The sequence below is a fragment of the Chryseobacterium subflavum genome, from assembly GCF_055762745.1.
Map to the genome: position 1 here is coordinate 196,391 of NZ_JBVTMR010000005.1, position 25,746 is coordinate 222,136.

Annotated in this window: 23 protein-coding genes; 9 read left to right on the forward strand and 14 right to left on the reverse strand. The window is 37.7% G+C overall.

Going from position 1 to position 25,746, the window contains the following annotated elements; genetic code table 11:
* The first annotated feature begins 28 nt into the window (after nt 1-28).
* Entirely contained in the window at nt 29-1,051 is a 1,023-nt protein-coding gene (locus tag AC0INN_RS20050; RefSeq protein ID WP_306614797.1) for a chymotrypsin family serine protease, read from the forward strand.
* A gap of 84 nt (nt 1,052-1,135) precedes the next feature.
* On the opposite strand, the gene AC0INN_RS20055 is transcribed toward AC0INN_RS20050, so the two are convergent.
* The 9 genes from AC0INN_RS20055 to AC0INN_RS20095 form a co-directional block, all read right to left on the reverse strand.
* On the reverse strand, nt 1,136-2,038 hold the full coding sequence (locus AC0INN_RS20055; RefSeq protein WP_306614799.1) for a CPBP family intramembrane glutamic endopeptidase: 903 nt from the start codon (nt 2,036-2,038) through the stop codon (nt 1,136-1,138).
* A gap of 186 nt (nt 2,039-2,224) precedes the next feature.
* Nucleotides 2,225-3,238, reverse strand: a complete 1,014-nt coding sequence (gene glsA, locus AC0INN_RS20060; protein ID WP_306614801.1) for a glutaminase A — start codon at nt 3,236-3,238, stop codon at nt 2,225-2,227.
* A gap of 13 nt (nt 3,239-3,251) precedes the next feature.
* Entirely contained in the window at nt 3,252-3,797 is a 546-nt protein-coding gene (locus AC0INN_RS20065; protein WP_172279417.1) for a hypothetical protein, read from the reverse strand.
* Between the two features lie 249 nt (nt 3,798-4,046).
* Complete coding sequence (locus AC0INN_RS20070) at nt 4,047-6,842, reverse strand: COG1470 family protein (RefSeq protein WP_306614803.1); 2,796 nt, start codon at nt 6,840-6,842, stop codon at nt 4,047-4,049.
* Nucleotides 6,843-6,844: 2 nt separating this feature from the next.
* Nucleotides 6,845-7,873 (reverse strand): hypothetical protein, encoded by a 1,029-nt coding sequence (locus AC0INN_RS20075; RefSeq protein ID WP_306614805.1) that lies wholly within the window; start codon nt 7,871-7,873, stop codon nt 6,845-6,847.
* On the reverse strand, nt 7,863-8,669 hold the full coding sequence (locus AC0INN_RS20080) for a fimbrial biogenesis chaperone (protein WP_306614807.1): 807 nt from the start codon (nt 8,667-8,669) through the stop codon (nt 7,863-7,865). Before AC0INN_RS20080 ends, AC0INN_RS20075 begins: the two co-directional genes overlap by 11 nt.
* 77 nt (nt 8,670-8,746) lie before the next feature.
* A complete protein-coding gene (locus AC0INN_RS20085) occupies nt 8,747-9,271 on the reverse strand; it encodes a hypothetical protein (protein WP_172279425.1) in 525 nt (174 codons plus the stop codon).
* A 307-nt stretch (nt 9,272-9,578) separates the two neighbouring features.
* A complete protein-coding gene (locus tag AC0INN_RS20090; protein WP_172279427.1) occupies nt 9,579-9,998 on the reverse strand; it encodes a hypothetical protein in 420 nt (139 codons plus the stop codon).
* A gap of 79 nt (nt 9,999-10,077) precedes the next feature.
* Nucleotides 10,078-10,908 (reverse strand): helix-turn-helix domain-containing protein, encoded by an 831-nt coding sequence (locus AC0INN_RS20095; protein ID WP_172279429.1) that lies wholly within the window; start codon nt 10,906-10,908, stop codon nt 10,078-10,080.
* 417 nt (nt 10,909-11,325) lie between these two features.
* Here AC0INN_RS20095 and AC0INN_RS20100 point away from each other — a divergent pair, with 417 nt between their 5' ends.
* Entirely contained in the window at nt 11,326-12,468 is a 1,143-nt protein-coding gene (locus AC0INN_RS20100; RefSeq protein WP_306614810.1) for a vWA domain-containing protein, read from the forward strand.
* 103 nt (nt 12,469-12,571) lie between these two features.
* Entirely contained in the window at nt 12,572-14,026 is a 1,455-nt protein-coding gene (locus AC0INN_RS20105) for a sigma 54-interacting transcriptional regulator (protein WP_306614812.1), read from the forward strand.
* A gap of 72 nt (nt 14,027-14,098) precedes the next feature.
* Here AC0INN_RS20105 and AC0INN_RS20110 read toward each other — a convergent pair whose 3' ends face one another.
* The 4 genes from AC0INN_RS20110 to AC0INN_RS20125 all read right to left on the reverse strand — a co-directional run bounded on the left by AC0INN_RS20110 (nt 14,099) and on the right by AC0INN_RS20125 (nt 18,906).
* The gene (locus AC0INN_RS20110) at nt 14,099-14,551 is read right to left on the reverse strand and encodes a nuclear transport factor 2 family protein (protein ID WP_306614814.1); all 453 of its coding nucleotides are present in this window, start codon (nt 14,549-14,551) and stop codon (nt 14,099-14,101) included.
* Nucleotides 14,552-14,689: 138 nt separating this feature from the next.
* Entirely contained in the window at nt 14,690-17,563 is a 2,874-nt protein-coding gene (locus tag AC0INN_RS20115) for a glycosyl hydrolase (RefSeq protein WP_306614816.1), read from the reverse strand.
* Between the two features lie 227 nt (nt 17,564-17,790).
* Nucleotides 17,791-18,045: a hypothetical protein gene (locus AC0INN_RS20120; RefSeq protein ID WP_172279440.1), complete on the reverse strand. Its 255-nt coding sequence runs from the start codon at nt 18,043-18,045 to the stop codon at nt 17,791-17,793.
* Nucleotides 18,046-18,288: 243 nt separating this feature from the next.
* Complete coding sequence (locus AC0INN_RS20125) at nt 18,289-18,906, reverse strand: phosphatase domain-containing putative toxin (protein ID WP_306614819.1); 618 nt, start codon at nt 18,904-18,906, stop codon at nt 18,289-18,291.
* Between the two features lie 296 nt (nt 18,907-19,202).
* Here AC0INN_RS20125 and AC0INN_RS20130 point away from each other — a divergent pair, with 296 nt between their 5' ends.
* The 5 genes from AC0INN_RS20130 (at nt 19,203) to AC0INN_RS20150 (ending at nt 23,321) form a co-directional block, all read left to right on the forward strand.
* Nucleotides 19,203-19,619 carry an acyl-CoA thioesterase gene (locus tag AC0INN_RS20130; protein WP_273648598.1) on the forward strand — a complete coding sequence of 139 codons (417 nt, stop codon included), beginning with the start codon at nt 19,203-19,205 and terminating at the stop codon, nt 19,617-19,619.
* A 149-nt stretch (nt 19,620-19,768) separates the two neighbouring features.
* Nucleotides 19,769-20,467, forward strand: coding sequence for a DUF1826 domain-containing protein (locus AC0INN_RS20135; protein WP_306614822.1), 699 nt, complete (start codon nt 19,769-19,771; stop codon nt 20,465-20,467).
* 131 nt (nt 20,468-20,598) lie between these two features.
* Entirely contained in the window at nt 20,599-21,066 is a 468-nt protein-coding gene (locus tag AC0INN_RS20140) for a cupin domain-containing protein (protein ID WP_306614823.1), read from the forward strand.
* Between the two features lie 547 nt (nt 21,067-21,613).
* On the forward strand, nt 21,614-22,090 hold the full coding sequence (locus AC0INN_RS20145) for a nuclear transport factor 2 family protein (protein WP_172279450.1): 477 nt from the start codon (nt 21,614-21,616) through the stop codon (nt 22,088-22,090).
* A gap of 10 nt (nt 22,091-22,100) precedes the next feature.
* Nucleotides 22,101-23,321 carry an epoxide hydrolase family protein gene (locus AC0INN_RS20150; RefSeq protein WP_306614825.1) on the forward strand — a complete coding sequence of 407 codons (1,221 nt, stop codon included), beginning with the start codon at nt 22,101-22,103 and terminating at the stop codon, nt 23,319-23,321.
* A gap of 88 nt (nt 23,322-23,409) precedes the next feature.
* Here AC0INN_RS20150 and AC0INN_RS20155 read toward each other — a convergent pair whose 3' ends face one another.
* Nucleotides 23,410-24,525, reverse strand: coding sequence for an FAD-dependent monooxygenase (locus tag AC0INN_RS20155; protein WP_306614826.1), 1,116 nt, complete (start codon nt 24,523-24,525; stop codon nt 23,410-23,412).
* 101 nt (nt 24,526-24,626) lie between these two features.
* Here AC0INN_RS20155 and AC0INN_RS20160 point away from each other — a divergent pair, with 101 nt between their 5' ends.
* Nucleotides 24,627-25,580 (forward strand): AraC family transcriptional regulator, encoded by a 954-nt coding sequence (locus AC0INN_RS20160; protein ID WP_306614828.1) that lies wholly within the window; start codon nt 24,627-24,629, stop codon nt 25,578-25,580.
* Nucleotides 25,581-25,746: the final 166 nt, after the last annotated feature.

Below are 25,746 nucleotides of genomic sequence, written 5' to 3' on the forward strand. Positions count from 1 at the left end.
TTTATACAACAACCTAAATAACTATATCATGAAATTAAGCAACGAAGAAGTGGCCTTACACGATAAAATGGCCGAAAAATTACCCGAACTTATTGAAGAATATTTCCAGAGACCTGAAATAACCTCGGTCGGGGTTTCTCTGAAAACCGTTAACGACAGCCTTACCAAAACACTGAGCTATACCTTTGGAGTGAAAAATAAACTCCCTTTGTCTGAGGTTTCACAGGCTATTCCCCTGACCATCTTTGGGTGCCCTACAGATGTTATTGAACTGGAAGTAGATCCTGAACCTTTGTCTTACGAAGTAGCTGAGGTAACCACCCGAAATGAAAAAACCGATCCCCTGATAGGCGGAATCAGTATCTCAGCCAATGGGACACTCAGACAAAACGGTAAAAAAATGGCAGGCAGTGGTACTTTAGGGGTAATGGTAAAAAAGGGACCCGACGAACATCCATATATGCTGACATGCGCCCATGTTCTTGCGGGTGTCGGTACCGAATTGGATTCTGATGTTTGTCAACAGTCTAAATGGAGAACCGCTTTAAATTACTGCCACAACTGTGCAACCCTGAAGGATTATTATTATGAAAATGTTCTGGTACCACGCGGAGACTTTAAAACGATCAATGTTTGGTTAGATGGTGCCATTGCCAGAAAAGGAAAAGATAGAAATGCCACGATAGGAAAAGTATTTGGAGCAGAGGAAATCATTAGTGGATTTGCACAGATTGACGCATTTCTTATAGGAGCGGAAGTTCGTAAAAGCGGGATCACCAGTGATATCACCACCGGAAACGTCACGAGTATTACAACCTCCCTTAGACTAACAGACTTTAACGGAGATCAGGTGATTGCCAATAACCTGGTGATGATTCAGGGAAATTCAGGACTCTTTTCAAGACCGGGAGATTCAGGATCTGCTATTTTTACTACAGGAGATAATCCTCAACTGGTTGGCATACTGGGAGGAGCAACTCTCAGCGGCAGCCCAACTTATGCATCTGCTGCAGATGCTATTCTAAGTAAATGGCAGGACTTAAGCTTTTAACAAAACTAATTAAATTAAAAAATAACTTTGCCCTTATTATTTTCAGGGCATTGTTTATTCTATTGATAATTTCACCCGGAATGATCAGGAAATCTCAGATGAAATGATTTCCTCCTTTCCCTGATTTGGCAGCTCTTTCCGCTTCCTCCAGAAGAAATAAGCCACCACCACTGTCGCAAGCGGTACCGCAATACCAAATTCATCGATATAGTAATTGGTGTTCCCGTTATCCACTGTAAGAGGTGTAAAAATCGATTGTATAAAAAGATTATGGCTGGCATGCATAATGGCTGCCGTCCAAAGGCTTCCCGACTTCAAACGGATCCATGTAAAAATAAAGCAGCTTGCAAATATCATAACGGTAAAACAGACAAGTGCCAACCATTTAGGCCCTCCCGTATTGTAGTTTGAAAAGAGCAACAATGGATAGTGATAGAATGACCAGATTAGTCCCATCCAGAGTGAGGTAGCGGTATAGGAATTGATTTTTGCCAGCTGAGGAGTGAGAAATCCCCGCCATCCGATCTCTTCACCTAAAGCAGAACCGACAGATCGCACCATCCCAAAACTGCTCATCAACAGGATATACAAGACGAGAACCGCTCCATCTGGCAGGTCCCAGCCCATCCCTTTTCCTGTTTCATCTATAAACTGATGATTATAAAAACCTCCTGCCCCGCTGATCCAGATGATCACGTAGGGCACAAACGAATATAAAAACGGAACTCCGTACGCCAGCAACTGGTATTTTGTAAGCCCCCATTTCCAGCCCAGTGATGAAATGGGAATACCACGTAAACGACATGTAAGTAAGGCAGCGATAGCCGGACACCACATAACAATGGTAGCATAAGATATGATTCCTCCGCCTAATTTACCTGTACGGATGCACATATAATAAACCGGCAAACAGAATAGAAGGGTAAATCCAAGATAAGTAAGGATGTTTTTCCTGATGGAGGACGTGGTGTTGAAAGTATTTTTCATAAACAAATTGGGAATAGGTTAAAAAATGACTCCCACACCATAGACCATACTCATGATGAATCACTTAGATAAAATTACACCTATTTTCCATATTCCAATGAATATTTTTTTGATATAAATACAATCAGAGTTGGATACAAATCAACGTATTGATGATAGGCCATCCAATACATGATAAAATATTTTTTAAAATATACTGAGATGATATTGCCTCACCAGATCCAAAATCATATGATAACCCGCCAATGAGTTACCATGCTGATCCAAGGCAGGACTGAAAACCCCGATACCCATTTTTCCGGGAACGCTTATCGCGATACCTCCCCCAACTCCTGATTTACTTGGCAAGCCTACGGTTCTTGCATATTCCCCACTGAATTCATACATCCCCGCAATAAGCATTTGGGATTCTATCAACTGGGCTATCTCTGCATTTTTATACTGAGAATCACCATCAAAACGAACACACCCGTTCGCAAAAAAATAGCCTATTTTGGCAAGATCTTCTGCTGTGAGTTCGATGGAGCATTGTTTGAAGTAATTATCAAGCTGATCTTCATTTCCTGAAATCAACCCGTTATTTTTCATCAGATAGAACATTCCCCGGTTACGGTGACCGGTAGATCTTTCCGATTCATACACGGATTTGTTATAGTCCAGTGTCTGATTTCTGGTAATGTACCGAACCATTTCTAAAATCTTAAGAAAAGGTTTCTCTCCATCCCCGGAAATTAAAGAAGTCGTAAGAATGGCTCCTGCATTCATCATAGGATTAAGAGGTTTTCCAGATGTTTCCAGATTGGAAAAGGAATTAAAGGGCTGACTTGTCCCGAAATATCCCATCTTATCAAAAACATGAGCTTCTCCCTTTTCACTAACTGCAATCATTAATGCTATGATTTTAGAGATACTCTGCATCGTAAATTTCTTGCCTACATCTCCTACATTCAATACTTTTCCGTTTTTTCCGACGATGGATAAAGCAATAGACTGAGCATCCATTTTTCCCAATTCGGGAATGTAGTTTGCTACTTTTCCCTGTGTATAAAACGATCTGTTCTTTTCTAAAATATGGGTGAGATCTTTTTCTGAAATGGTGGAAATATCTTCCGTTTTCTGGGCATTTACACCGATGTGTAAAGAAAAGAAAAGGGCAAGAAAAATTCCCTTTCCGGGAATTAAAGAACTATTTATTTTCATATCCTGAAAAACCTTATTTTACTTTTTCCAAAAGATATAGTTTAGCTCCGGTAAATGCCAGTTTAGGCATCAGGTTTCCTTCCAGAACCATTGTTTTATTATTCACGTCAATAACTGAGATATAATTATTGGAATTATATTCTATATAATTTTCTTTTTCTTTGGTTACAGGATTTTTCCCGAATTCCATTGAATATTTCACCCAGTCTTCCTTCTCAGAGCTGCAGTGTACCGGCTGAAACTTAGATTTTTTAGCTTTGAAAATGATCTGATCAAAACCATCTGTACATTCTGATGTAAATGAGCTTTCAGGATTCTGATCTTTTGAAAAGTCTTCAAAAGAACCTTTGTAAACCCCTACTACTTTCCAGGTACCATCCAAACGGTCTTCATCAATCTTTCCTTTTGCTTTGCTCACTGCCCAGCTGATTCCGTTTACTGTTCCTTTTACCGCTTTGTAGCTTACATTTACAGCTCCCTTCACCACTTTTGCCGCAGTAGAAACGACACAAGAATTGAGTACAAGAACCGCTGAAGCCAGAAATATTACTTTTTTCATCATGCTATTTTTATTGTTCACAAAGATAGTATTTTTAGAAAAAAGACCTCCGGGAAAAACTATCAGGATTGTTGTTCTATCAAATTTAATGATTTTCTATTCTTCTCAGGAACTATTGACATCTTTTAAAAATTTCCTTTACACTTACTTAAATCAATTATCGTATTGTCTCGTATTGTCTTTCTCAGACATTATTTGTAAGCTTAAAATTAAAGAAGAAAACCCTACAATGGGTAGTTGATCACAAATTTAATTCCCAAACTTTTTAACCCTGATGTTTTTTTCTTTCACCTTAATAATGAACGGTTCCAGACTAACGATCTTTCCTGCCTCCACTGTAAAATCAGCGGTCATTCGTTCACAATAAGTATTGGCGGGCAATGAATTCCCATTAAGTTCGATCCTGTAACTTCCTGATTCAAGAAAAGAAATAAATTCTCCGTTATCATCAGTCATTACCCGTTGCAGGAACTGATCATTATGAATTATATTAAGAATAATCCCTCCGATTTTAGGACTGAATTCTAAAGCTGTTTTTGCATCAAACTGATAGATAACTTTTCCTTTCGAAGTCCCATTCTGATGAAGAGGAATTTCCAGGGAATAATGGTGTTTATCCACCTCAAATGATGCCTCATCATAGTACCAGCCTTGCTGGATAATCTGTTTTAAAGCATACTTTCCAAAAGGAATTGATTGATACCTGATATTCCCTTCTTGATCTGTTTTGAATGAAATATTATTCAGCATAATTAAATAATCCTTTGCCTCCTGGTCTTCCCCATCATATACATTGTTATTATTACGGTCGTAATAGACAAATGCTTTTATTTCTCCTTTTTTTCCGGGATTTAGTGTACTGGTCTGAAAATTTATGGTAACACCTGCTTCGATCGTTAAAAGGTTATTGGTAAAATGGTTAGAAGAATAGTTAAACCATGAAGAGTTGAGATACAGCCCGTAGCGTTCCTTAGAATATTTCAGGTTGACAAAACCGGACGGCGACCTTCCATATAAAACATCATGGGTATAGGATACTCCTGAACTTATATTTATTTTTTCCCGGAAAAGATTTTTATTGACAAAAGCAGAAAGAGAAAGCTTTTCATAAGGAGTATTTACATTCATCATTTTTGAAAAAGCATATTCTGAAAGAAAATAGCTTCCATATTGGTACGTACAATTTACATTAAGCCACTTATAATTGTAGTTCCCATTAATTTTCATCTGATAATCCGGGTGATCTGCATTAGGGTAATTAACAAGTCCGGTCTCAATCCCAATAATGGAAGAATGCTTTTTATCCGGACTTAACCACGTTATATATTCAGTAAGCCTCTGTGCTTTCAGCTGTTTTGACTCCTGGTTACCCGGAACATTAAAAAAGTTATTATAGGAATTGGACCTTTCTTCCTGATACTGATATCCTACCCCTAACCCAAAATTACCTTTTTTAGGAAAATTGATTCCGGTATCCACTCTTATATTATCAGACTGCATGGCTGTATTATAAAAATAAAATTTAGGAGAAAAATCAGACACCGTTACATTAGCATACACATAATGATCGGTAAAAATATGGGTGGAAAAATTCTGCTGAATCTGTAGCATTCCCCTCCTGTTTCCAGGATAATAATCGGTACTGTAAAAATAATTTCCGTTCAGGTTCACCTTCTTTATCCTTCCTGAATACTGAGATTCCAGTGCTAAAGAAGGCTTAGTAGTATTGATATCTTCATAAAAGCTAAGTCCACTGTACATTTTAGCATTCATTTTCCAGTCCTGATTGAAAGCATATTGTACATCTGTACCTGCAAGATGATGCCTTGCTTTGTCATAAGGATCGTTTCTGAAAATATAAGTTCCCGATATGCTTCGAGATGCATTTTGTGCTCCCAGGGTTCCTCTGGTATAAAAACCATAGCCGTTTTTTAAAAATGAATTCCTTTCAATCAGACTAAAGCTTTGATCTACAAAACCTACCTCTATTTTCTTATCTTTATCAGAAGATGTAAATGCATACTCTGCTCCTCTTCCAAAGAGGGAAAGTTCAAGTAATTTGCTCATGTTACCCAGGGTAAATTCATTATTCTCCCGGTGGTACGATATATAAGTATTATTCACAACGGGATCACTATGATTGTTCATTGCATAGATGTTCCCTCTTATATAGAGATATCCCGAAGGAAGATTAAAGCCTCCAGACCCGATCATCTGGTACATATCCAGGTTTTCACCCACACGCCTGTAACTGGCTGTAATACTGTTCTTACTGAAATTTGAGAAAATATCGGTTTCCCTGTCCTCATAACGTTGGGTGGAAGATATATTCTGAACCGAAACAGAAGTATTTCCGAATATTTCCTTATCCGGCTCTCTGAAGCCTGCAATCTGGACTGTAAATTGTGAGCTCCGCATCAACACTTTAGATGGGAAAAAACGAAACACAAATACTGAATCTTTCTCCACTTCAATGGTACCGCTTTTTTCGATAAAAATACTTCCCTGGGAAACTTCCGGAATTTTAAATACCAGCGTGACGTTTTGCCTTTTATTACCAAGATTAGAAACCCTTGCTTTCACTTCTACAGAATCATTTACATTATTCATATAAACTACCGGGTTTTCAGGAGTGATCCGCATCATATTATTTTCGGACACCACGTAGGGTATCTCCTGCTTTGCGATCACAAAATTTTGTCCATCCGTAAGTTTACATAGAATATGAGATTTTCCGGCAACAACATTGTTATTTACCAGGATCTTTACCGGCAGATATAAATTTTCACCCGGCTTCATATGTACTTCCGTTTTGCCAGGTGAGATGTTCCTGAACCCTGAAGGTGTGGTGATTTCAACCTTCCCGCTGAATGGATCGTTTCCGGTATTTTTTACCACTACGATAAGATCTATTATATTTCCTTTATCCGCCCTGGATTCATTACGGATCTCCAAAATAACCCCTGCATTATTCTGTGCGGAAATCAAAACAGCAATAAGTATCAAAAAAACAGAAAATGTCCTTTTGAAAAGATTATATAGCATGGTTATTGAGGAATTATCTCGTATTGAATTGTAGTGGTATATTCTTCCGATCTGGCATTAATCAACCGTTCATCATTAGCATTCGTGGAATATCTGATATCGTAATAAACATTGGAGCCTTTTGTAGAACCTCCCGTTGCGATCAGTTGAGGTGTGGCACTTAAAGTAACCGGATATACATTTCCTTTATTATCTGCAACAGGCGTAAGACCCATTTTAACGGTTCCCAGAGGAATCGTATTCCCTGTCGGAGAATTAAACTGCCCCTGAAGAGACTTCATCCTGATCTGATAATTCGTATTACTGCTTACAATCAAAGCATTGGTATACAATACACTCACGCCCTTTATGTAATCTTCCATACTTTTAAACTCCAGCGATCCATTGGTTGCATTCGCAGAAAATTTTAGTGAAAGTTCCGGAACTTCCGTTGGGGTTCCTGAAAGAACACCGATCTGAAACTGGAAATTATGATCCGTTTTTCCTATGATATTATTGTATTGATCATAGGCCGTGAACTGTACAGGTGCCGTAAAAGTGATCCATGAAGGGTAATTTCCAAGGTAAGATCCTCCCGTTACATTCAGGCTGTATTTCACCTGAAGATTATAATATCCGTTAGGCTGTACAGGCTGATTATTCAATGGTGCATTGGACTGGGGGATTAAAAAAACCTCCTGTCCTTCCTGAAGAAAAACATGTAAAGGCATTCTGATCTGGGGAAGCGTGGGAACAGGTCCGGGATAGGCCTGACCTGAGGAAGATACCGGCTGAAAAGAAATTTTATTGGCAGGCATTACATATTTTCCGTCATTGGAAGTAATGGGTTGCTTTAGTCTCATGGATACCCTCCAATGAGGAATATTGAATTGACCATTCCCTGCCAAAGTAAAAGTATAGGCATCCGGATTGGTATTACCGCCATAAGAATTGATCTGTAAATAGCTGTTTATCCATGAAGTATATGTTACTTGCGAAAAACAACCCACAGAAATCAGCCCAAAGAAGAGGACGAGCTTTTTACTTTTCATAAGTGAAGCTTAGCTCTCCCAGTTCAAGATTGTTACTGTCCCCATAATCGATCATTACAGAAGCAGTGTATTTTCCTTTTTCGAGGGTGGAAGGCAAAGAAATATTCATTTCCCTCTTATTTCCCGGCATTGTATAAAAGATAACAGGATCAAGTGCCGTTTTCTTACCGTTTTCCATATTCACAAGGTCCGTATATACTTTTCCGTCAATCCACACATCTCCCTGGTTTTCAAAAAACAGATCCAGCTTGTTGCTCAATTTCCCGTAGACAAGATTCTGAATTTCAATTTTTTTAGTCCCCGGTAATGGCAGCTTATGAAAAAGCTTGATTCCGGATCGTATGCTGACCTTTATATGAGCCCCCTTACTATCTACATCATCCACAGGATTCATTTGACTGACATACAACACTGCAGTATGAGCTTTTAAATTATCCGATAAGGTGGTGGGAGCAGTAATGGTAACATCAATGTCTTTTTTTTCGCCCGGAGCGAGCGTAAAATAATTTTCTTCTTTTTTCACAGACACCCAGCTTGCACAGGATGCAGGTCTTGTATTGGCTCCATAGGTCATATTTTCCCCTTTTTCATCATACTCCCAGTCACCGAGGCTTATGGCCAGATCCAGAGAGTTCTTTGCGCTTACATTCGTTACAGTTACTTTTTGAGTATTGCTATGTCCCGGATCAGATTCGAAATACAGCCGTGGTGGAGATACAGAGACTCCTGTTTGTGCAAAAATTGTAGAAAACAAGCCGCAGAACAAGGAGCAAAAGAAGAAAGAAAATTTTCTCATTACAGATACTTCATATTAAGAATAAAGTGCAGCAATAGACCTGCAACACTTTATCCTGTAATCGTATTTACATTATCTTATTGGGAAATAATAGTATACGTTAGCTCTGTAGTGTATACTGTAGGATCCTGACCCGCGATATAATTATCAAGATATGCGTTAGCTCCGGCTCCTTTGTATTCAATATTGATTTTCTTATCCACTCCTCCGTTAGAAGATGTTACCAATGTTGTTTCATTCGCTGATAGCTGCACGTTTTGTGCATATTGAGCTCCGTTTACTGCCTCAGAACCAGCACTTGCTTTGATCTGAATGGTATTGGCCTGGATATTTTTACCCGCATTCTGTAAAGCAGCATTGGCACTTTTTACTTTTACCTGAAATCCACCGGTGCTGTAGATGCTCAGGTGATCTGCATTCACAGAAGAAACTCCGTTTACATAATCGTCTTTGGTTACATAGTCTAGGTTAACAACCTTCTGTGCATTATTCACAACAAGGGTCTGAATAGGCTTCAGTCTTACGTTTAGGGTTACATTCTGTTGAGCTTTCAATGTTGCAAATCCTACTAAAGCAAAACAAGCTAAGACACATTTCTTCATAGTTTAAAATGATGTTTGTATTAATTTTTAAAATTCGCTGCAAATGTATAGAGAAAGAAAGCCTGCATTCTTGTGAAAAAACACTTATAACTTGTAATTTTATGTAGTGAATTATTCACAAAAAGAAATAGCCTTTTATGAAAAAATCATAAAAAGCGTCGAATAATATAACGATAGAACCGCTATTCCGTAAAAGCGCTATTATTTTAATCTCAAATAATTCACTTTTACATACATATCGGTAAAAAAGGCATTTTAAAAAAATACCATATATTCAGTAGTAATTTTCACAAGTCTTATTAAAATTTTACTGAGAAATTAGCGTAAGCACGACGTGATCAGCTTTAAAACCCGAGTCACAACCTGATTTTTTTAGTACAGCTTCTAATTTTTCATGTATTTTATATACCTTCTGAATTACTCCCTTTTGACGATCAATCAGATTATGTTCTTTGTAACAGTTATCATTGTTTTTAAGATTTGCACTATCCTCATTAAAGGTCTCATGATGTACTTTTACTTCAAAACCTGAGGGACTCGATACGGTCACGGATTTAAATTCCGGTAATCGAGACGTTGTTGCTCCGGAATCTTCTTCATCATTATTGATAGAAAATATCTGTGCCGGATACAACCGTACATTTAATCTCAAAGCATCAGAGTTCTGAGCAAAAGATTTTGCACAAGCAAAAAATAAAACAATTAATAAAAACCATTTAAAAAGCATATTGCCTGGATTTTTCACCAATCGGTTACATAGGTAAATATACAATAAATTCTATACCCACCTACAATAAATTCGATAATTATTTCATTTCGGAGGGATTTTTACCGGTATGTTTTTTGATAAAGTTGCTGAAATTCCCTTCATCGCTGAAACCCAGCTCATAAGAAACTTCGGAAATCGTACAATTGGAAAACTTCAGGGCTTTTATACATTCGTTCACCAGTTTTTCAATGATCACCTGTTTTGCAGTTTTTCCCAGCATGTATTCAGTCATCTCCGTCAATCTCCTTGAAGATATACTGAGTTCATTGGCATAGTAAGAAACCTTTTTTGCCGTTTTATAATCCCTTTGCAAAATCACTTTAAACCGATTGACATAATACATATAATCGAATTTAAAATCATTTTTTATTTCTTCGGTAGGAATATGCAAGAAGGCATCCAGTATAAGCCTTTCAATGGCATTATGGGCGGCGGAAATATATAAGCTTTTATCTTTACGCTGAAAGCTTTCCATTCTTTCCATAAATACCACACGCATCTGTTCTATATTGATAAAAGGAGCAACAAAAACATCTGAATTATAGTTAAAGAAAAGCTGGGAGTTGATAAACAGGCTGTCTTTTGTCGATCTTTCATAAAAGGTTGAAGAAAATACGATCGCGAAGACATCGGATCTTTTTGTCTTGCCAAAAACGATTTTCTTCTGGGGACCTACAAATGCAATATTACCGGCTTTAATGCCGTACGCAACATCTTCCACCGTTAATGTAATATCTTCTAAAACAATATAAATACAAAAGTATTCCAGCGTGTTCATCTCCCTTTTGTTGTTATTTCTTTTTATGATATAATCCAACCGGTTGATACTAAACCCATTATCTTTTAACTGATCCGTTATTATATACATATTCCTCCCAATTCTGTAAACGAAAAATTCCTTTTAAATAAAACGAATATATAGATATAAAAATTTTGCCAAAATGGCTTTATAAAAGGAAAAATTATTAAAAATAATTTATTATAATTTAGTATATCATTACAATATCCATTAAAAACTTTCTGCAAATCAAAAGAGAAGCACGAAAATATCTGTACCGATTATATTTTCATTGCTTATCACAGCCATTAGTATTTTCTATTTTCCAACAGATATGTTGAAATGATATTTTCATAACTTGTAGTTTTTTAAATTCAATAAAAAATTAAGGAATATTGCAAATACATTTCGCTTTGATTCAGGACTGAAACAATCACTTGGTTCCTTTATTACATTACAATTTTACTAAACAAAAAAAAGCAGTTAACCGAAAAACCGCAATGTCTTATGACAAACAAATATTTAAATTTTCAAAAAGGTTTTACTTTCAGTAAACATATTCCGGAAGAAACATCAGATTTTGACCGGGTCTTTGATGTTTTTAAGGATCTGCTCACCCACACTTCCGGAGATATCGAGGAAGCTTTTCACTGGCTTGATCTTCTCGATAAGGAGTATGATATTTTCAATGATGAATATACGCTTCAGGACTTTGAGGAAGATCTGAAAAAGCGCGGGTACATCAAAGAGGAAGATGATCCGAAAGACGGCAATACAGGATCCGGTAAAGGGAAAAATATATTAACCGCCAAATTAGAGTCTGCATTAAGAGAATATGCACTGGACCAGATTTTCGGTAAACTGAAGAAAACGGGAATCGGAAATCACCGCACTTCAAAAACGGGAATCGGTGATGAAAAAGATGGTGAGAACCGATCTTACCAATATGGAGACGAACTATCTTTGGTTAATATGACAGAGAGCTTAAAAAATGCACAGATCAATAATGGCATTTCTGATTTACGCATGACGGAAGATGACCTCATCGTAGAGGAAACAAAACATAAAGCTCAAATGAGCACCGTATTGATGATTGACATCAGCCATTCCATGATTTTATACGGTGAAGACCGCATCACTCCTGCCAAAAAAGTAGCCATGGCATTAGTTGAGCTGATCAATAGAAAATACCCTAAGGATTCTATTGACATTATCGTCTTTGGCAATGAAGCCTGGCCCATTAAGATCAAAGATCTTCCTTATTTAAAAGTGGGACCGTATCATACCAATACGGTGGCAGGTCTGGAGCTTGCGATGGATATTCTCCGCAGAAAAAGAAATACCAATAAACAGATTTTCATGATCACCGACGGAAAACCGAGCTGCATTCAGCTGCCTAGCGGTGAGTTCTATATGAATAGTGTTGGTCTTGACGAAAAAATAGTTACACAATGCCTGCATAAAGCGGCCCAGGCCCGAAAGCTGAAAATTCCCATTACAACCTTTATGATTGCCCAGGATCCCTATCTCCGTAAATTTGTGGAAGTATTTACAGCACAGAATAAAGGGAAGGCATTTCTTACAGGTTTGTCTGGTTTGGGGCAGATGATTTTTGAAGATTATGAAAAAAACAGGATAAGGAGAATATAGTTTGATGCTAGATTTTAGATCTTAGAATTTAGAGGTTAGAGGTTAGATATATAGATTCTCATCCTTTTATTACAGTATATAGATTATTTATTTAAAAAAAACAATGAAAAACGATATTACATTCAAAGAGTTAAAAGATTCCGGATATACCCATAAAACGATTAGTCAGGAGATTCAGGCGAACCTTATTGCCAGGATTAAAGCTAAAGAACCCGTATTTAAAGGGTTACTGGGTTACGAAGACACCGTAATCCCTCAATTGAAGAAAGCCATTCTAGCAGGGCATCATATTAACTTACTGGGCTTACGCGGACAGGCAAAAACAAGAATTGCGAGAAGCATGGTAGACCTTCTGGATGAATACATGCCTGTTGTAAAAGGATCTGAAATTAATGACAGTCCATTTCATCCGATCTCAAAATTCGCCAGAGACCTTATTGATGAATTGGGAGACAACACCCCTATTTCATGGGTACACCGATCAGACCGTTTTTTTGAAAAACTGGCCACACCGGATGTAAATGTTGCCGACTTAATCGGAGACATCGATCCGATTAAAGCTGCCACTCTGAAGCTTCCATATTCTGACGAACGCGTGCTGCATTACGGAATGATTCCGCGTGCCAACCGTTCGATATTTGTTCTCAATGAACTTCCTGATTTACAGGCCCGCATCCAGGTTTCGTTATTTAATATCTTACAGGAAGGAGATATTCAGATCAGAGGTTTTCAGTTGAGAATGCCTCTTGATATTCAGTTTGTATTTACTGCAAACCCTGAAGACTATACTAACAGGGGAAGCATTGTAACTCCTCTTAAAGACAGGATCGGTTCGCAGATCTTCACCCATTATCCCCGAACCATTGATCTTGCCCGTCAAATTACGGAGCAGGAAGCTCTTATATCACCTGAAGACAAATCAAGGATACAGGTTCCGGGTCTTGCAAAAGATCTGTTGGAAGGTGTTGCCTTTGCAGCACGTGACAGTGAATATGTGGATGAAAAAAGCGGGGTAAGTGCCCGATTGACCATCAGTGCAATGGAAAACCTTGTGGCTGCCGCAAAACTGCGCTTAATAGAAACCGATGCAGAAAAAACAACGGTTCGCCTGCTTGATTTTATGTCCATCATTCCATCGATCACAGGGAAAATCGAACTTGTCTATGAAGGGGAGCAGGAAGGAGCAGATTATGTAGCGAAAATATTAATCGACAGAGCCGTGATGGTACAGTTTGAAACGATTTTCCCACGCATTTCCAAGCTGGAGAAAGAGGGCATCAAAACTCCTTATACTGACCTGATCAAATGGTTCAACAAAAATCAGCTGGAACTGAACTACACGGATACGGATGAAGAGTTCTATTCCAAGCTTAACAGTATTGCTCCTCTGGTGCAGGTGGTTGAGGAAAACGCCTCCGAATTAAGTGAAGAAGATCAGAACTTCTGTAAGGAGCTTGTTTTATGGGCGCTTACCATTAACAAAAAACTGGACAAATCTGAAAATCAGACTGCCTTTACTTTTGATTCTTCAGGGGTAAGCCCTTTTTTCCGTAACTAAAGCTTTCGCTTATTCATCTTAAGATAAGCGTATCAATAATAAATCCTCCGTTTCGGAGGATTTTTTTTATGATCAGGTCTTTTCGATGACAAATGCTTTCAATTCTGCCATCTTTCCATCACGGAATCGCCAAACATCACAATAAGAATAATCAACAGCTCTCCCTTCTTTATTCTTCATGCTTATTGTTCCTATAGCCACCACATAATCATTTTCAGCTACTAATTTTTCTACTTCAAATTCAGGTGGTTCTGTATAAGCAACTGCCATATATTTTCGCACTTCTTCCTTTCCTTTCAAAACCTGTTCACCTACAAATGTCCACTGTGTATCATCGGTACAGTAGGAAAGAAAACCTTCATAATCTCCTTTAGCGATAGCTAGATTTGCCTTTTCAAGTACTGTTTTATTGTCCATATTCAAATTACTTTTAAAATGATGCTCTGATAAATAATAAGGTGACCGTACAGCAGATGAAAAATCAGTTGATCCCATCATCAATAATGTTATAAATACCATTTTCATGCCTATATTACTTTAGATCAGGATATTCCTGACTCATCACAGACAAAGGTAAAACAGAGATTCGGGATCATGGATAAGAAAGGCTAAATGTAAGATACTAACAATAATGTAAGGAACAGACTTATTTTACCTTAGGTCTCAGTAAATCGTTACAGGTCCTGCTAGTCCCAAAGATTGCAGGGGCTGGTCTTTCTTTTTCTGGTTGGTCCAGTACTGAGCCACTTCATTATCTTTAAGCGTTTTCATATAGTTTACCATAACGGTAATGACCTTGATTTCGATTTCATTTTCACCGATATGGAGCAAGCCATCGAGAGGATACACCCTTCGGCCGAACCATTGGGTTCCGGCTTCTGTTCCATTCAACTTTACTTCACAGATTCCATATACACTTCCAAGATTCAGGAAATCCTTGGTATCATGATCTCCAAGTTGAAATGTAGTACGGTAAACTACAGTTCCGGCAAAATGATTGTAAGAAGGCAGCTCTTTAAGATCAGTAAGACGATCCAGCTTTTCTTTGTTGACGGTCCCGTCATAATGCCAGAACTCCACATCCCATGCAGTGCTCAGTTCTTTTACTTGAATTCCTGTTAACGGATGAGCTTTCCACATGGTTCCTTTTCTATGATGATCAAAAACAATCAGTTTTGAGTCTGCAGGACCTAAATTTATATGAAAAAGCCCCTCTTCTACTGCCAGCTTACTTCTCCTGCCTGTTGTCGCATCCCATAACCACGCCTGTTTACGCTTAATGATCTCCTGATCAAATTGAATATCCAGTGAAGCACTATGCCTGCTGCTCGAATTGGTAAGTAAGAATAGCTCTGCATCTGTTGTCTGATAACGCACTTGAGTTATAAAGGACTCAGGTTTCCGGATTTTCATATAGGGCTTTAGGTTGTATTTCTCCTGTACCGTTTTATACCACCCTGAAAAGTCAGCCGTCGGTTTATGCAATACAATGAAACGGTCAGGATAAGCCTCCATCTTTCTCACCCATTCCTTCACTTCCTGATCTCTTTTTTCATAATTATTCCAACCCGTTGATCTTTTGGGAACCGTTTCAATACAAAAGACTCTTCCACCCTCCCTTATAAAATCATACAGTTTGCTTGCTGTAGCTGTATCAACACTACGCACTTCAATTAAAAAAAGAGTATGGTATTTTCTGCTTCCATACGTAAGGAATCCTTTTTTCACTTCCGAGTCTTGGATCACGCGTTCAGAAACATAATCACAAGCGTTACCATTCTGATGAATGGATTCCCAGATCAAAGCCTGATATGCCGGCGATACGATAACCGGAAAAGGTTCCATCTGGGCCCCGTATTCCGACCACTGATCTGCAAAGGGAGCTAACAGCCCAATGTCGGCAAACATGGTAGCCCGCTGCAATACCGCCGATAACCTGGCACGATAATCTGTGTAATGTTTAAAATAAGGCCACATCGTATTCTTTTCATTAAAATATCCACCATAGGTAATCCAACCCGGAAAAGCTGATTCCGGCGGAGAATAATTAAATCCATGAAAAACGGGATGTGTAACTCCCGATATCGTACTCTGATCCCCCGCTATTTTGAAAATTTCCAGAGACTCATTGAACACCATATCAGTATTGGTAAGCTCTTCGGAACTGATCATTTTTTTATTCTTCAGATGGGCTGCAGAAGAAACCAATTTATTGATCATCGTGTTTCCCCTGCCAAGATGCCAGGGATATTGTGTGAATTTCTCTTCACTGATATCTTCTCCGATACCGTATTTCAGCCAGGTTTCACATTCTGGAATATCAATTTCAAAACTTCCTTCCAATGGAAAATAGCCTCTTCCATAGGCCTGCGCTCTCGATTGTATTTTATTCTCTTTGCACCAGTCTACATAGGGAGTAACAAACCTTTCTTCAAAAAGCTCTGCTTTGGTAAGCTCAAAATCATACCGCATACGGTCTGTCATTTTTTTGAACACTTCGCCCGTCTTTACGGGATATTGGATATTCTGCCCCGTGGTATTTCCCATTGCTCCAATTTTAAATAATACAAAGGGCAAATAAGGATAAATATCATATCCTCTCCTTCTTTTAAACTCTGTGATCATATCCTCACTCCAGTTGGCCCCCTCTATTTCCAGACTATCCACAAAGAAAGAGCGGACATAGCCTGCAAGAGGTCCTGTTTTTCGCTGAATGCTATCACTCATCCTGTTGAGGTATTTTTTCACGGCAGCAGAATTATAATGATTCAGAACGGGTCCCATCCCACCCGGCGCCCCCTGGATCACCCGCATAAAGCGTTCTATTTTCACCAATCCATAAACCGCATAATTACCTTTGGGTATAGAAACTTTTATCATTCCGCTTTTAATCTGATCCGAAAGATCCATCACTTCGTCTATCCTATTGAGCGGATCCGGCACAAGTTTTACGTCCAGCATTTCCATCGTCCTTCCGCTGTATGGGCTGGTAATCGCCGGATCGGCTTCTTTATAAAGATCAAAAAGAGAAAATTCCGTGGTAAGAGGACCCTTTAATTTTTTTACGGCGATCACCACTATTTGTGAGCATTCTTCTTTTTCTAAAAAATCGCCCCCCATGGGAAAACCCGTACCCACCAATATATCACAGGTCATCTCCAGAGATTTAGCTTCTTCCAGCGTAAATTTCAATAAGTCTATCCATTCGTCACTTAGCCAATCAATACTTTGCTTCCCCATGTCATCCGTACGCGAAGGAAATGATATCGGATTGATCTCAACCCCTCCTATTCCCGCATCCTTTAAAATCCTGAGCTCCCTGGCAAGTTCTGATCTTTCAATTTTATTGCCATTCCACCACCAACGTACAAATGGACGGTACCGATTTTCCGGATTACTGAAAACTTCAAACAGTGATTTACCTGACCGTAAATGTTCTTCCCGCAACATGGCACTGGCGTAGGATGGTAGTATATTCGCAAGAACCAAGCCGGATGCAGCAACTGAACACTGTTTCAAAAATTCTCTTCTTTCCATGGATCGTTTTTATATTAAAATTACACCGGTGTAATGACTACATAGGCTATGTCCTGTTTATGAGAGAGCAGGATTATCAAATTTAAAAGATTTGCCTATAATATAACAGTTTTGTAAAAAATAATAAAAGAGGATATCTCTGGAGATATCCTCTTTTATACTTCACCTTTCCGGTGTAACATCCGGTAAATACTAATTTTAATCAAGCTGATCTAGATTCTGTTTAATTACCACGGGGCACCATTTCGGGCACATAAAGTAGAGCACTCTTCAAGTCCTCCCGGATCAGATGGTGAGCTGGGTTGATTTGAGGCCCAAGCTACACAGCAATTAAAACAAACATCATAACTATCATTGGACCAGTCATCACAAATCCCACCACCAACGGCTTTTTTTGCGCCTGTTACATTTTTCAATTTAGTTCTGCTAAGTAATTTTGCATTTTTCATATTAAAAGATTTAGTGTTATGCCATTCAATCATGCAAGAACGGCTTTTGCAATCAGTGATTATATCTATATTTTTTAAACATCATCCTTCCTATTTAGCCCTTTGGTAGGGTTTTAATAACTCTTTCAACGAATGTATTTATAAAATACTTCTTAAAATTGTAAAAATGTAACTTACAAATAAAAAATCCAGGAAAGTGATTCCCTGGATTAATTTATAGGTTAGGATTACAGTATAATGAAATACTGACTTTTTATGTTTTAAATCAGAAACTAATTAGTTAAAAACCTGTCCTTTGATGTAATCAACATCCACATCCCTGATATAATTGATAAGATTGGTATATTGGGAATGGAAATGGTAGCCTCCTTCTGTCATTTCTTCAGTGGCATCCTCTTTACTCCAGTTCTGGAAAATAATACGGTACATCGCCATCGTAACACCGGTTCTGTCACTACCATGAGCACAATGCACATCAATAGGTTTCGGGGCGGTTCTTATTATCCGCAAAGCTTTAATGATCTCAACATCTGATACCGATGAAGCATTCATGGGAACATTATACAGGTTACCTGCATAGTTAGTTCCTCCCACATGATCTGTATGACCTTCCCTCAGATTAAGGATCGAAGCAATATGTTTTTGCTCAAGAAAATTAAAGCCCGCATTGTCAGGCTGCTCACTTCTATACACATCATTATTTACTTTATACAGATTATCAAAAGGAGAACCTGAAACTTTTTGTGCCCAGGTCTGGGGCCTTGAGGTTTTGGATGTGACGGACAAGTCGGAACTTTGGAAAACATTACCCGATTTTACCAGTGCATCATCAGAATTTTCAGGAGCACAAGCCAGTGTACTTAATGCTAGCAGGATAAAAATTGCTTTTTTCATGTTTTATTTTTATTATTAAAATGATCTGTTTATTGGCTACCATCATGACGTGACCGGAATTCCAATGGTAAGGAATCTTCAACGATCTGTCATATATTATAGGAAATAAGCGGGTACAATCGGGATGAAATAATGGAAACAAAAGTATAAATAAATCACAATATATCAACACATAGAGAAATATAATACATTAAAATATTATTAAATTTTCTTTGTGTAGGTTAAGATCTCTTCGTTCAATTTTGATTTGGCGCCAATTATAATTAGCTTTATATATTAAATATAGAATTATCATTATGAAATATTCAAAAGAATATGTGACTAAAGAAGAGCACATTGATGTACAGGGAATTATGGACGGTTTATATTATCCGTTTTATATGGAATATTGCAGACACCAGTATATTGATGAGGTTTTGGGATTTAACCTTGAAAATGAAGCAAAAAATGGGGTTAATATGGTTTTATCAGGATACACGATCAGTTTTCTCAGGTCTCTGAAAAAAGGAGATACCTTTACGGTAACCTGTGAACTGTTCAGGGATAAAGGTGACGCTCCTAAGATTCATTTTAAGCAATCCATTATCCTGAATGGTAAGGTGACGACAAAAGCAACTTTTACCGGAACTTGTGTGCCTTCAACCGGTGGCAGGCCTTTTCTTCCTGAATCTTTAAAAGCACTTATTGAAGAGGCACCTGTTTTGGAAGACTAGTGTCTTTTCCATCACATTATAAAAAGCAGGTATAAAAACCTGCTTTTCAATTTTCATATCCAGTCCTGTTGAAGACAAGTCAATTTAAAGTTATCTCCAATTCCTTACTTTTGTAAAGTATTAAACGGCTTAACAGTTTATTCCATCATATGAATCCTATATTTTCCAGCAGCAAACAAATTGAAGTGGTATCTTCCTTTTCAGAACTCATCGATACCGATTTTTACGGAACTATGAATGCAATCTGCTGGCACAGGAATTTAACCGGAGACTTTAAAGAAATTGTCTCTAAGCTTCATTTAAAAGATCATATTACGGAAGTTTCCACTGACGATCTTTTGGCATTACCACTTTCAGAAAAAGGAATTAGTGCGAGGGAAACGATTCTCAATGATTTACGTTTATTGGAAGACTTCGGGGCATTGCCCTCCCTCAACCTGCTTAAAAATTATGACCGGGACGAGGAGCTGGATTTTATCTCAACCGATGTGTATTCATATCACGTAGACCGTTCCCCTATTGGTACCGATACTTTTTTGTGTACTTATCACGGTGCTCCCAGTGAAATTATACCCAATGACCAGGTGGAGCAAAAAATTCTGATCCCCGAGATCAGGGAAAAGCTTAGAAAATTACATAACGGTCCGGAAGCAGAATTTGAAGATTTCCTGAAAGAGTACTTCTTCGACCTGCACTATCAGCCAAAGCTTAATGCTGAACCGGTCAGTCTCGGATCAGGGCATCTTTGGCGACTGGCAGTAGATCATCCGGAACAAAAAGTTCTTCCTTGTGTTCACAGGGCCCCCATTGAAAAAGATGGCGAATACCGCTTACTTCTTATTTGCTGAAAACGTTATTGATATTGACGAATCTCTTTTTATGATCCCGAACATATAATGATACATACTGAATTGCTTGCAATGCTGCTTAATTTTTGGTACCTTGAAATCCTATTTTATCCATTAATCATGACCTCAAAATGGCCGATACCGTAATATTATCTGAAGGAGCAGAATTTGACCACGTTATACAAGAAGTTTCAAAGTATATCCACCTGTATGTAATGGCATTCCAAAAAGATGAAAGAACCATTACCCGCGTTGATAAACGTGAAGGTATGTATGGCGGAAAAGGAACCGTTTATATGTTACAAATGTTCGGCGATAAAGAGCTGGCCAATAATCGCCTGGCTGCTTATATGGTCTTGCTGAACAAAGGAGATGAATCCGGATATCATACCCACCATGCAAGAAATGAAGAAGAACTCTATGTCGTTGTTCATGGAACAGGAGAATACCGGGAAAGAACAGGAACTCACGGACCCGAGCGTAAAAAAACACTTCAGAAAGGTGATATTACAGCCATCAGTTCAATAGGTTATCATTCCATCGAAAACACAGGCGATGAACCTTTGATCATGTTTGTTATTACGACTAACAATCCCTAGATCAATGTGCTAAAGCCGGAAATTCCTCCTATGATCAGTAATAGGAACTATACTCTTTTCTTCTTTACAAATACAAACTCCAGAAAGCAGAAAAACTTGCCAATATTTTTATAATATCGGACTCAGTATTCCCTTGGCTATATTTAAAATACCATCTATTTCCTTTTGCATAATCATTTTCTCGAATTATTTTCCAAATGATCTACCATGATTTGGGATCATATTACACCAGCACAACTAATACAGTACAAACGGTTTTGTTCACCAATTTATTTCCTATATTTTTGGTATATGCCTGTCATTATGCTATCAATACCTTATTCTATTTCGTAGAATTACTTACTTACATTACAGATGAAATTGGTAAAAGAAATTACTTCTGACACAAAATTGGAGATTTATAATACTATTATCAATTGTTTTTATCTCTTTCTCTAAACAAAAGGTTCAGTGATATAATCAATGTAACTGGTATACTTTATTATACTGGTAACAAAAGTATATCATTTTTACTATAAATTTGTCTGAGAATTATAAAATATAAACAATGAATATAACACATTTAGAAAAATTAACAATCACAGACGATATAAGAACAGTCATGGCAAAATATGTCCGTCATGCCGACAGCAAAAACTTCACTGAACTTGCAAATTTATTTACGGAGAATGGAATATTTACTCCATTAGATGTTAACGGTGAAACACTCGTCCAAATGGCAGGGAGAAGAGAAATAGAAAATAAGATTTCGGAAAGTGTGGGAAATGCGACAGCAATTCATCATTTATTTTCTTTTGAAATAGACATCGAATCTAAAGAAATGGTCCATGCAGTATTTTCTATGGAAGATCATCTCATAAGACCGGAAAATGAAGAAAATATATTATTGAAAGACAGCAATGTACCAGTATTTAGAACATTACATGGTTTTGGACATTATCATGGTGATTTTGTTAAAATCAAAGACACATGGTTTATAAAAAAACTCATACAAACCAGATTAAAATTAGATTTCACATATTAAAAAAAGAAAAATGAATACAGACTTAAAACCTTTCGAAATTAATGTATCCGGGGAAATCCTTAACGACCTGGAAACCAGATTAAAAACAACACGTTGGTCAGAGGATTTAAATAATGAAGATTCTTATTATGGCATCAGTACTGCATACCTCAAAGATATTGTTCATCATTGGATTAATAGTTATGACTGGGAAGCAGCACAAAAGGAACTAAATTCTTTTAACCAGCATAAAATAGAAATTGATGGCCAGGCTATCCATTTTATTTACGAAAAAGGTAAAGGACCAAATCCTACACCGATTATCCTATCTCATGGCTGGCCTTGGACTTATTGGCATTGGAGTAAAGTCATTCGCCAGCTTACCGATCCGGCTTCCTACGGTAGAGATCCTGAACAGTCATTTGATGTGATTGTCCCATCGCTTCCTGGGTTTGGTTTTTCTACGCCTGTAAAAGATGGAGAAATGAATTTTTCGAAGATGGCAGAACTTTGGCATAAACTGATGACAGAAACTTTGGGTTATAAAAAATATGCTGCTTCAGGAAGTGATTATGGAATGCTGGTAACCGCTCAATTGGGACATAAATATGCAGAAGAGCTTATCGGTATCCATTTGGGACAGGAAATGCCATTAACAATTTTCCAAAGCGAAAGACCATGGGACTTAACAGAAGGACAGATGATACCTAAGGAAGCCTCTCCCGAGCTACGTGAAGGCATCATCAAGTTCCAGCGTACCTATGCTTCCCATGTTGCAGTCCATATGCTTGATGCTCAGACCATCACACATGGATTAAATGACTCTCCTGTTGGAATGTTGGCATGGATACTACAACGTTGGAAAAAATGGAGCGACATCCATGGAAATTTTGAAGATGTTTTTTCGAAAGATGATATCATTACATTTGCCATGATCTACTGGGTAAATCAGGCTATTGGTTCTTCTATACGTGTTTATTCGAATGCTAACAGATATCCCTGGAAGCCATCACATAATAGAACTCCAATAGTAGAAGCTCCAGCGGGATTTACTTTCCTTACAGGAGACGCTTACCCGCCTCTGGGTACTGAGGAAAACCGTGTTGGTATTTTCGAAAACGGTCCTATGGCATCACAATTTAACACAATCTATGCTAAAGCATTTAAAAAGGGTGGACACTTTGGTCCATGGGAAAATCCAGAGGCCTTTATTGAAGGTATAACAGATACTTTTAGATTACTTAAAAATTAAACGTACACGCAAGGCCTACTTATTCCAAATCCTTGTAAATACCCAAAATTCTTAACCCCAATATGTGTTGGAATCAATTCATAAGGGGTTATTTTTTATTATCATGACTAAACGCCATGAAAGATGCCTGTAATTCTTCTTCTGTTTCAGGTAACTGAACTTTTAAACCCCATTTAATGCGAGACTGAATGCTTTCCGCAAAAGGTTTGAAGGTTTCATTGTATTTTTTGAAAGCAGTTTTATAATCATCATTTGCATCAAGCTCCTTTGCTAACAAAGTTGCGCCTTGCAATGCGAGGCTTGTCCCCATTCCCGTAAAAAAACTTGGCGCGTGCGCAGCATCACCAACCAGGGCTACACGTCCTTTAATCCAGGTCGGCATATGGATCTGATTCGCTTCATCAAAATATAAATCGTCGGAATGAAGCATGGAATCTAAAATTTCAGGAATTTTCCAATTCGTATTGTTCCCAAAATATTCTTTCAGAATTTGTTTTTGTTGTTCTGTATTTCTGTAATTCCAATCCAGTTCCGGAGCTCTGAACATCAGTATTGCATTAGCTCCATCTTTGAAATGGTATATTACTGCCTGCTTGCCCAGCTCCCGATATACGATTCCCGTATTTCCTGACCTGCCTGTTTGTATATGATCTGCTTTGGTAAAAGCAAAGTAAACACCGAAAAATTTTTTGAAATTTTCTTCAGCACCAAATACCAGTTTTCTTACTATTGAGTGGGTGCCATCTGCCCCAAATACAAAATCAAAACTTCTGTTATCCCCTTTTTCAAAGGATACCTCAACACGATCTTCATGTTGGACTAATGTCTTTATGCTGTTTCCGAAAATAAATTCTACCTCATTCTTAGGGACAATATCAAAAATAAGTTCTACCAGGTCACTGCGGTGGATTTCAATATCACCAAGATATTCTTCCATTGCATTTATTGAAAAACGACTCAATGTGTCGCCTTTAGCATCCACGATTTCATCGGTATGGATAAACTCACGGTCCTTAATTTTTTGTAATATTCCCATTTCTTGTACCACATCCAGTGCTTTACCCCGGACATCGATGGGTGAACCTCCTTTCCGAAGACCTTTACCTATTTCTACGACAGTTACCTCATAACCATATTTATTTAACCAATAAGCCAAAGTTAATCCGGCGAAACTTGCACCTGATATCAAAACTTGTTTTTTCATAACTTAAGAATTTAATTGTTCTATAACATTTGTTATATCAAAATTACCGGTAACTTTACGATTAAAATACCTCAATAACAACTAAAAATAGTCGTAAAAATATGAAAGACGAAGATCATAAAGCTATAGACAGCAGAATTCTTGAGTATGCAAGCAAGGTAGGACTGACGACAAAAGATGAGCTACAGCATTTCGAGGTCAAACTTTTTAAAGCTTTTATTTTTTTACCCGATATGGCGCTGCACTTTGGTTCAATGATCGCTAAAAAGAATTTTACACGACAAACTGCAACATCCGTGATTAAAGACAGTATTGGTTTTTTATTTTACAACATCTTTGAAGATCATAATCAAAATACGTCCGGTACAATCAAACCGCCTTCAGATGCCACATTTGTACGTATATTTCCATTTACGATACCACAAAAAATTCAGTTCATAGAAAATACACAGGCTACCTATGTTTCAATTAGCATCAGTGCCGAGTATTTGAAGAGTTTTTTAAAAGAGGAATCCGAATATTTTCAGTTTCTTTTCGATAATACCAACAGCTTTCTGATTGAAGAATTGATGACCGATGATATTTTGCGCACCGTAAATGATATTGTAAAAAAAGAAACTCCGGCAACAATGAGAAGCTATTACTATAAAATCAAGGCTATGGAGTTGCTTTTTTATTTATTTGAGAGTTTACGAAAGCGGGAAAATTCTACCCATCAAAAACTAAGTCGGAAGGAAATACAATCTATTTATCAGGTACGCGACAAAATTGTTTCCTCATTAAGCCAGCCAACCAGTATTGCAGAACTGAAACAAATGGCCGGAATGAACGAACTTAAGCTCCGCCGGATATTCAAGCAGGTCTTTGGTATGGGAATTTACGATTACTATCAGCACCTACGTATGAAAGAAGCTGCACGGCTTTTGCGGGATGAAAAACTGTCGGTATCAGAAACAGGCTATCAAATGGGGTTTGAAAACCTAAGTCACTTTTCAAGGGTATTTGAAAAGCATCTGGGTAAAAAACCGAAAAAATATAGTCATGATATGAAATAGAGGAAGATGTTAGTAGTTTGAGATTGTGACCAATATATATATGTGTGTAAATAAAAAATATTAATCAAACAAACTAATTGTTTATACACATTTCGAGAAAAGTAGTATCATGATTAGTGAATGATTTTGTTATATTTTAGCAAATAAGAGATTTCCAAGTGATCAC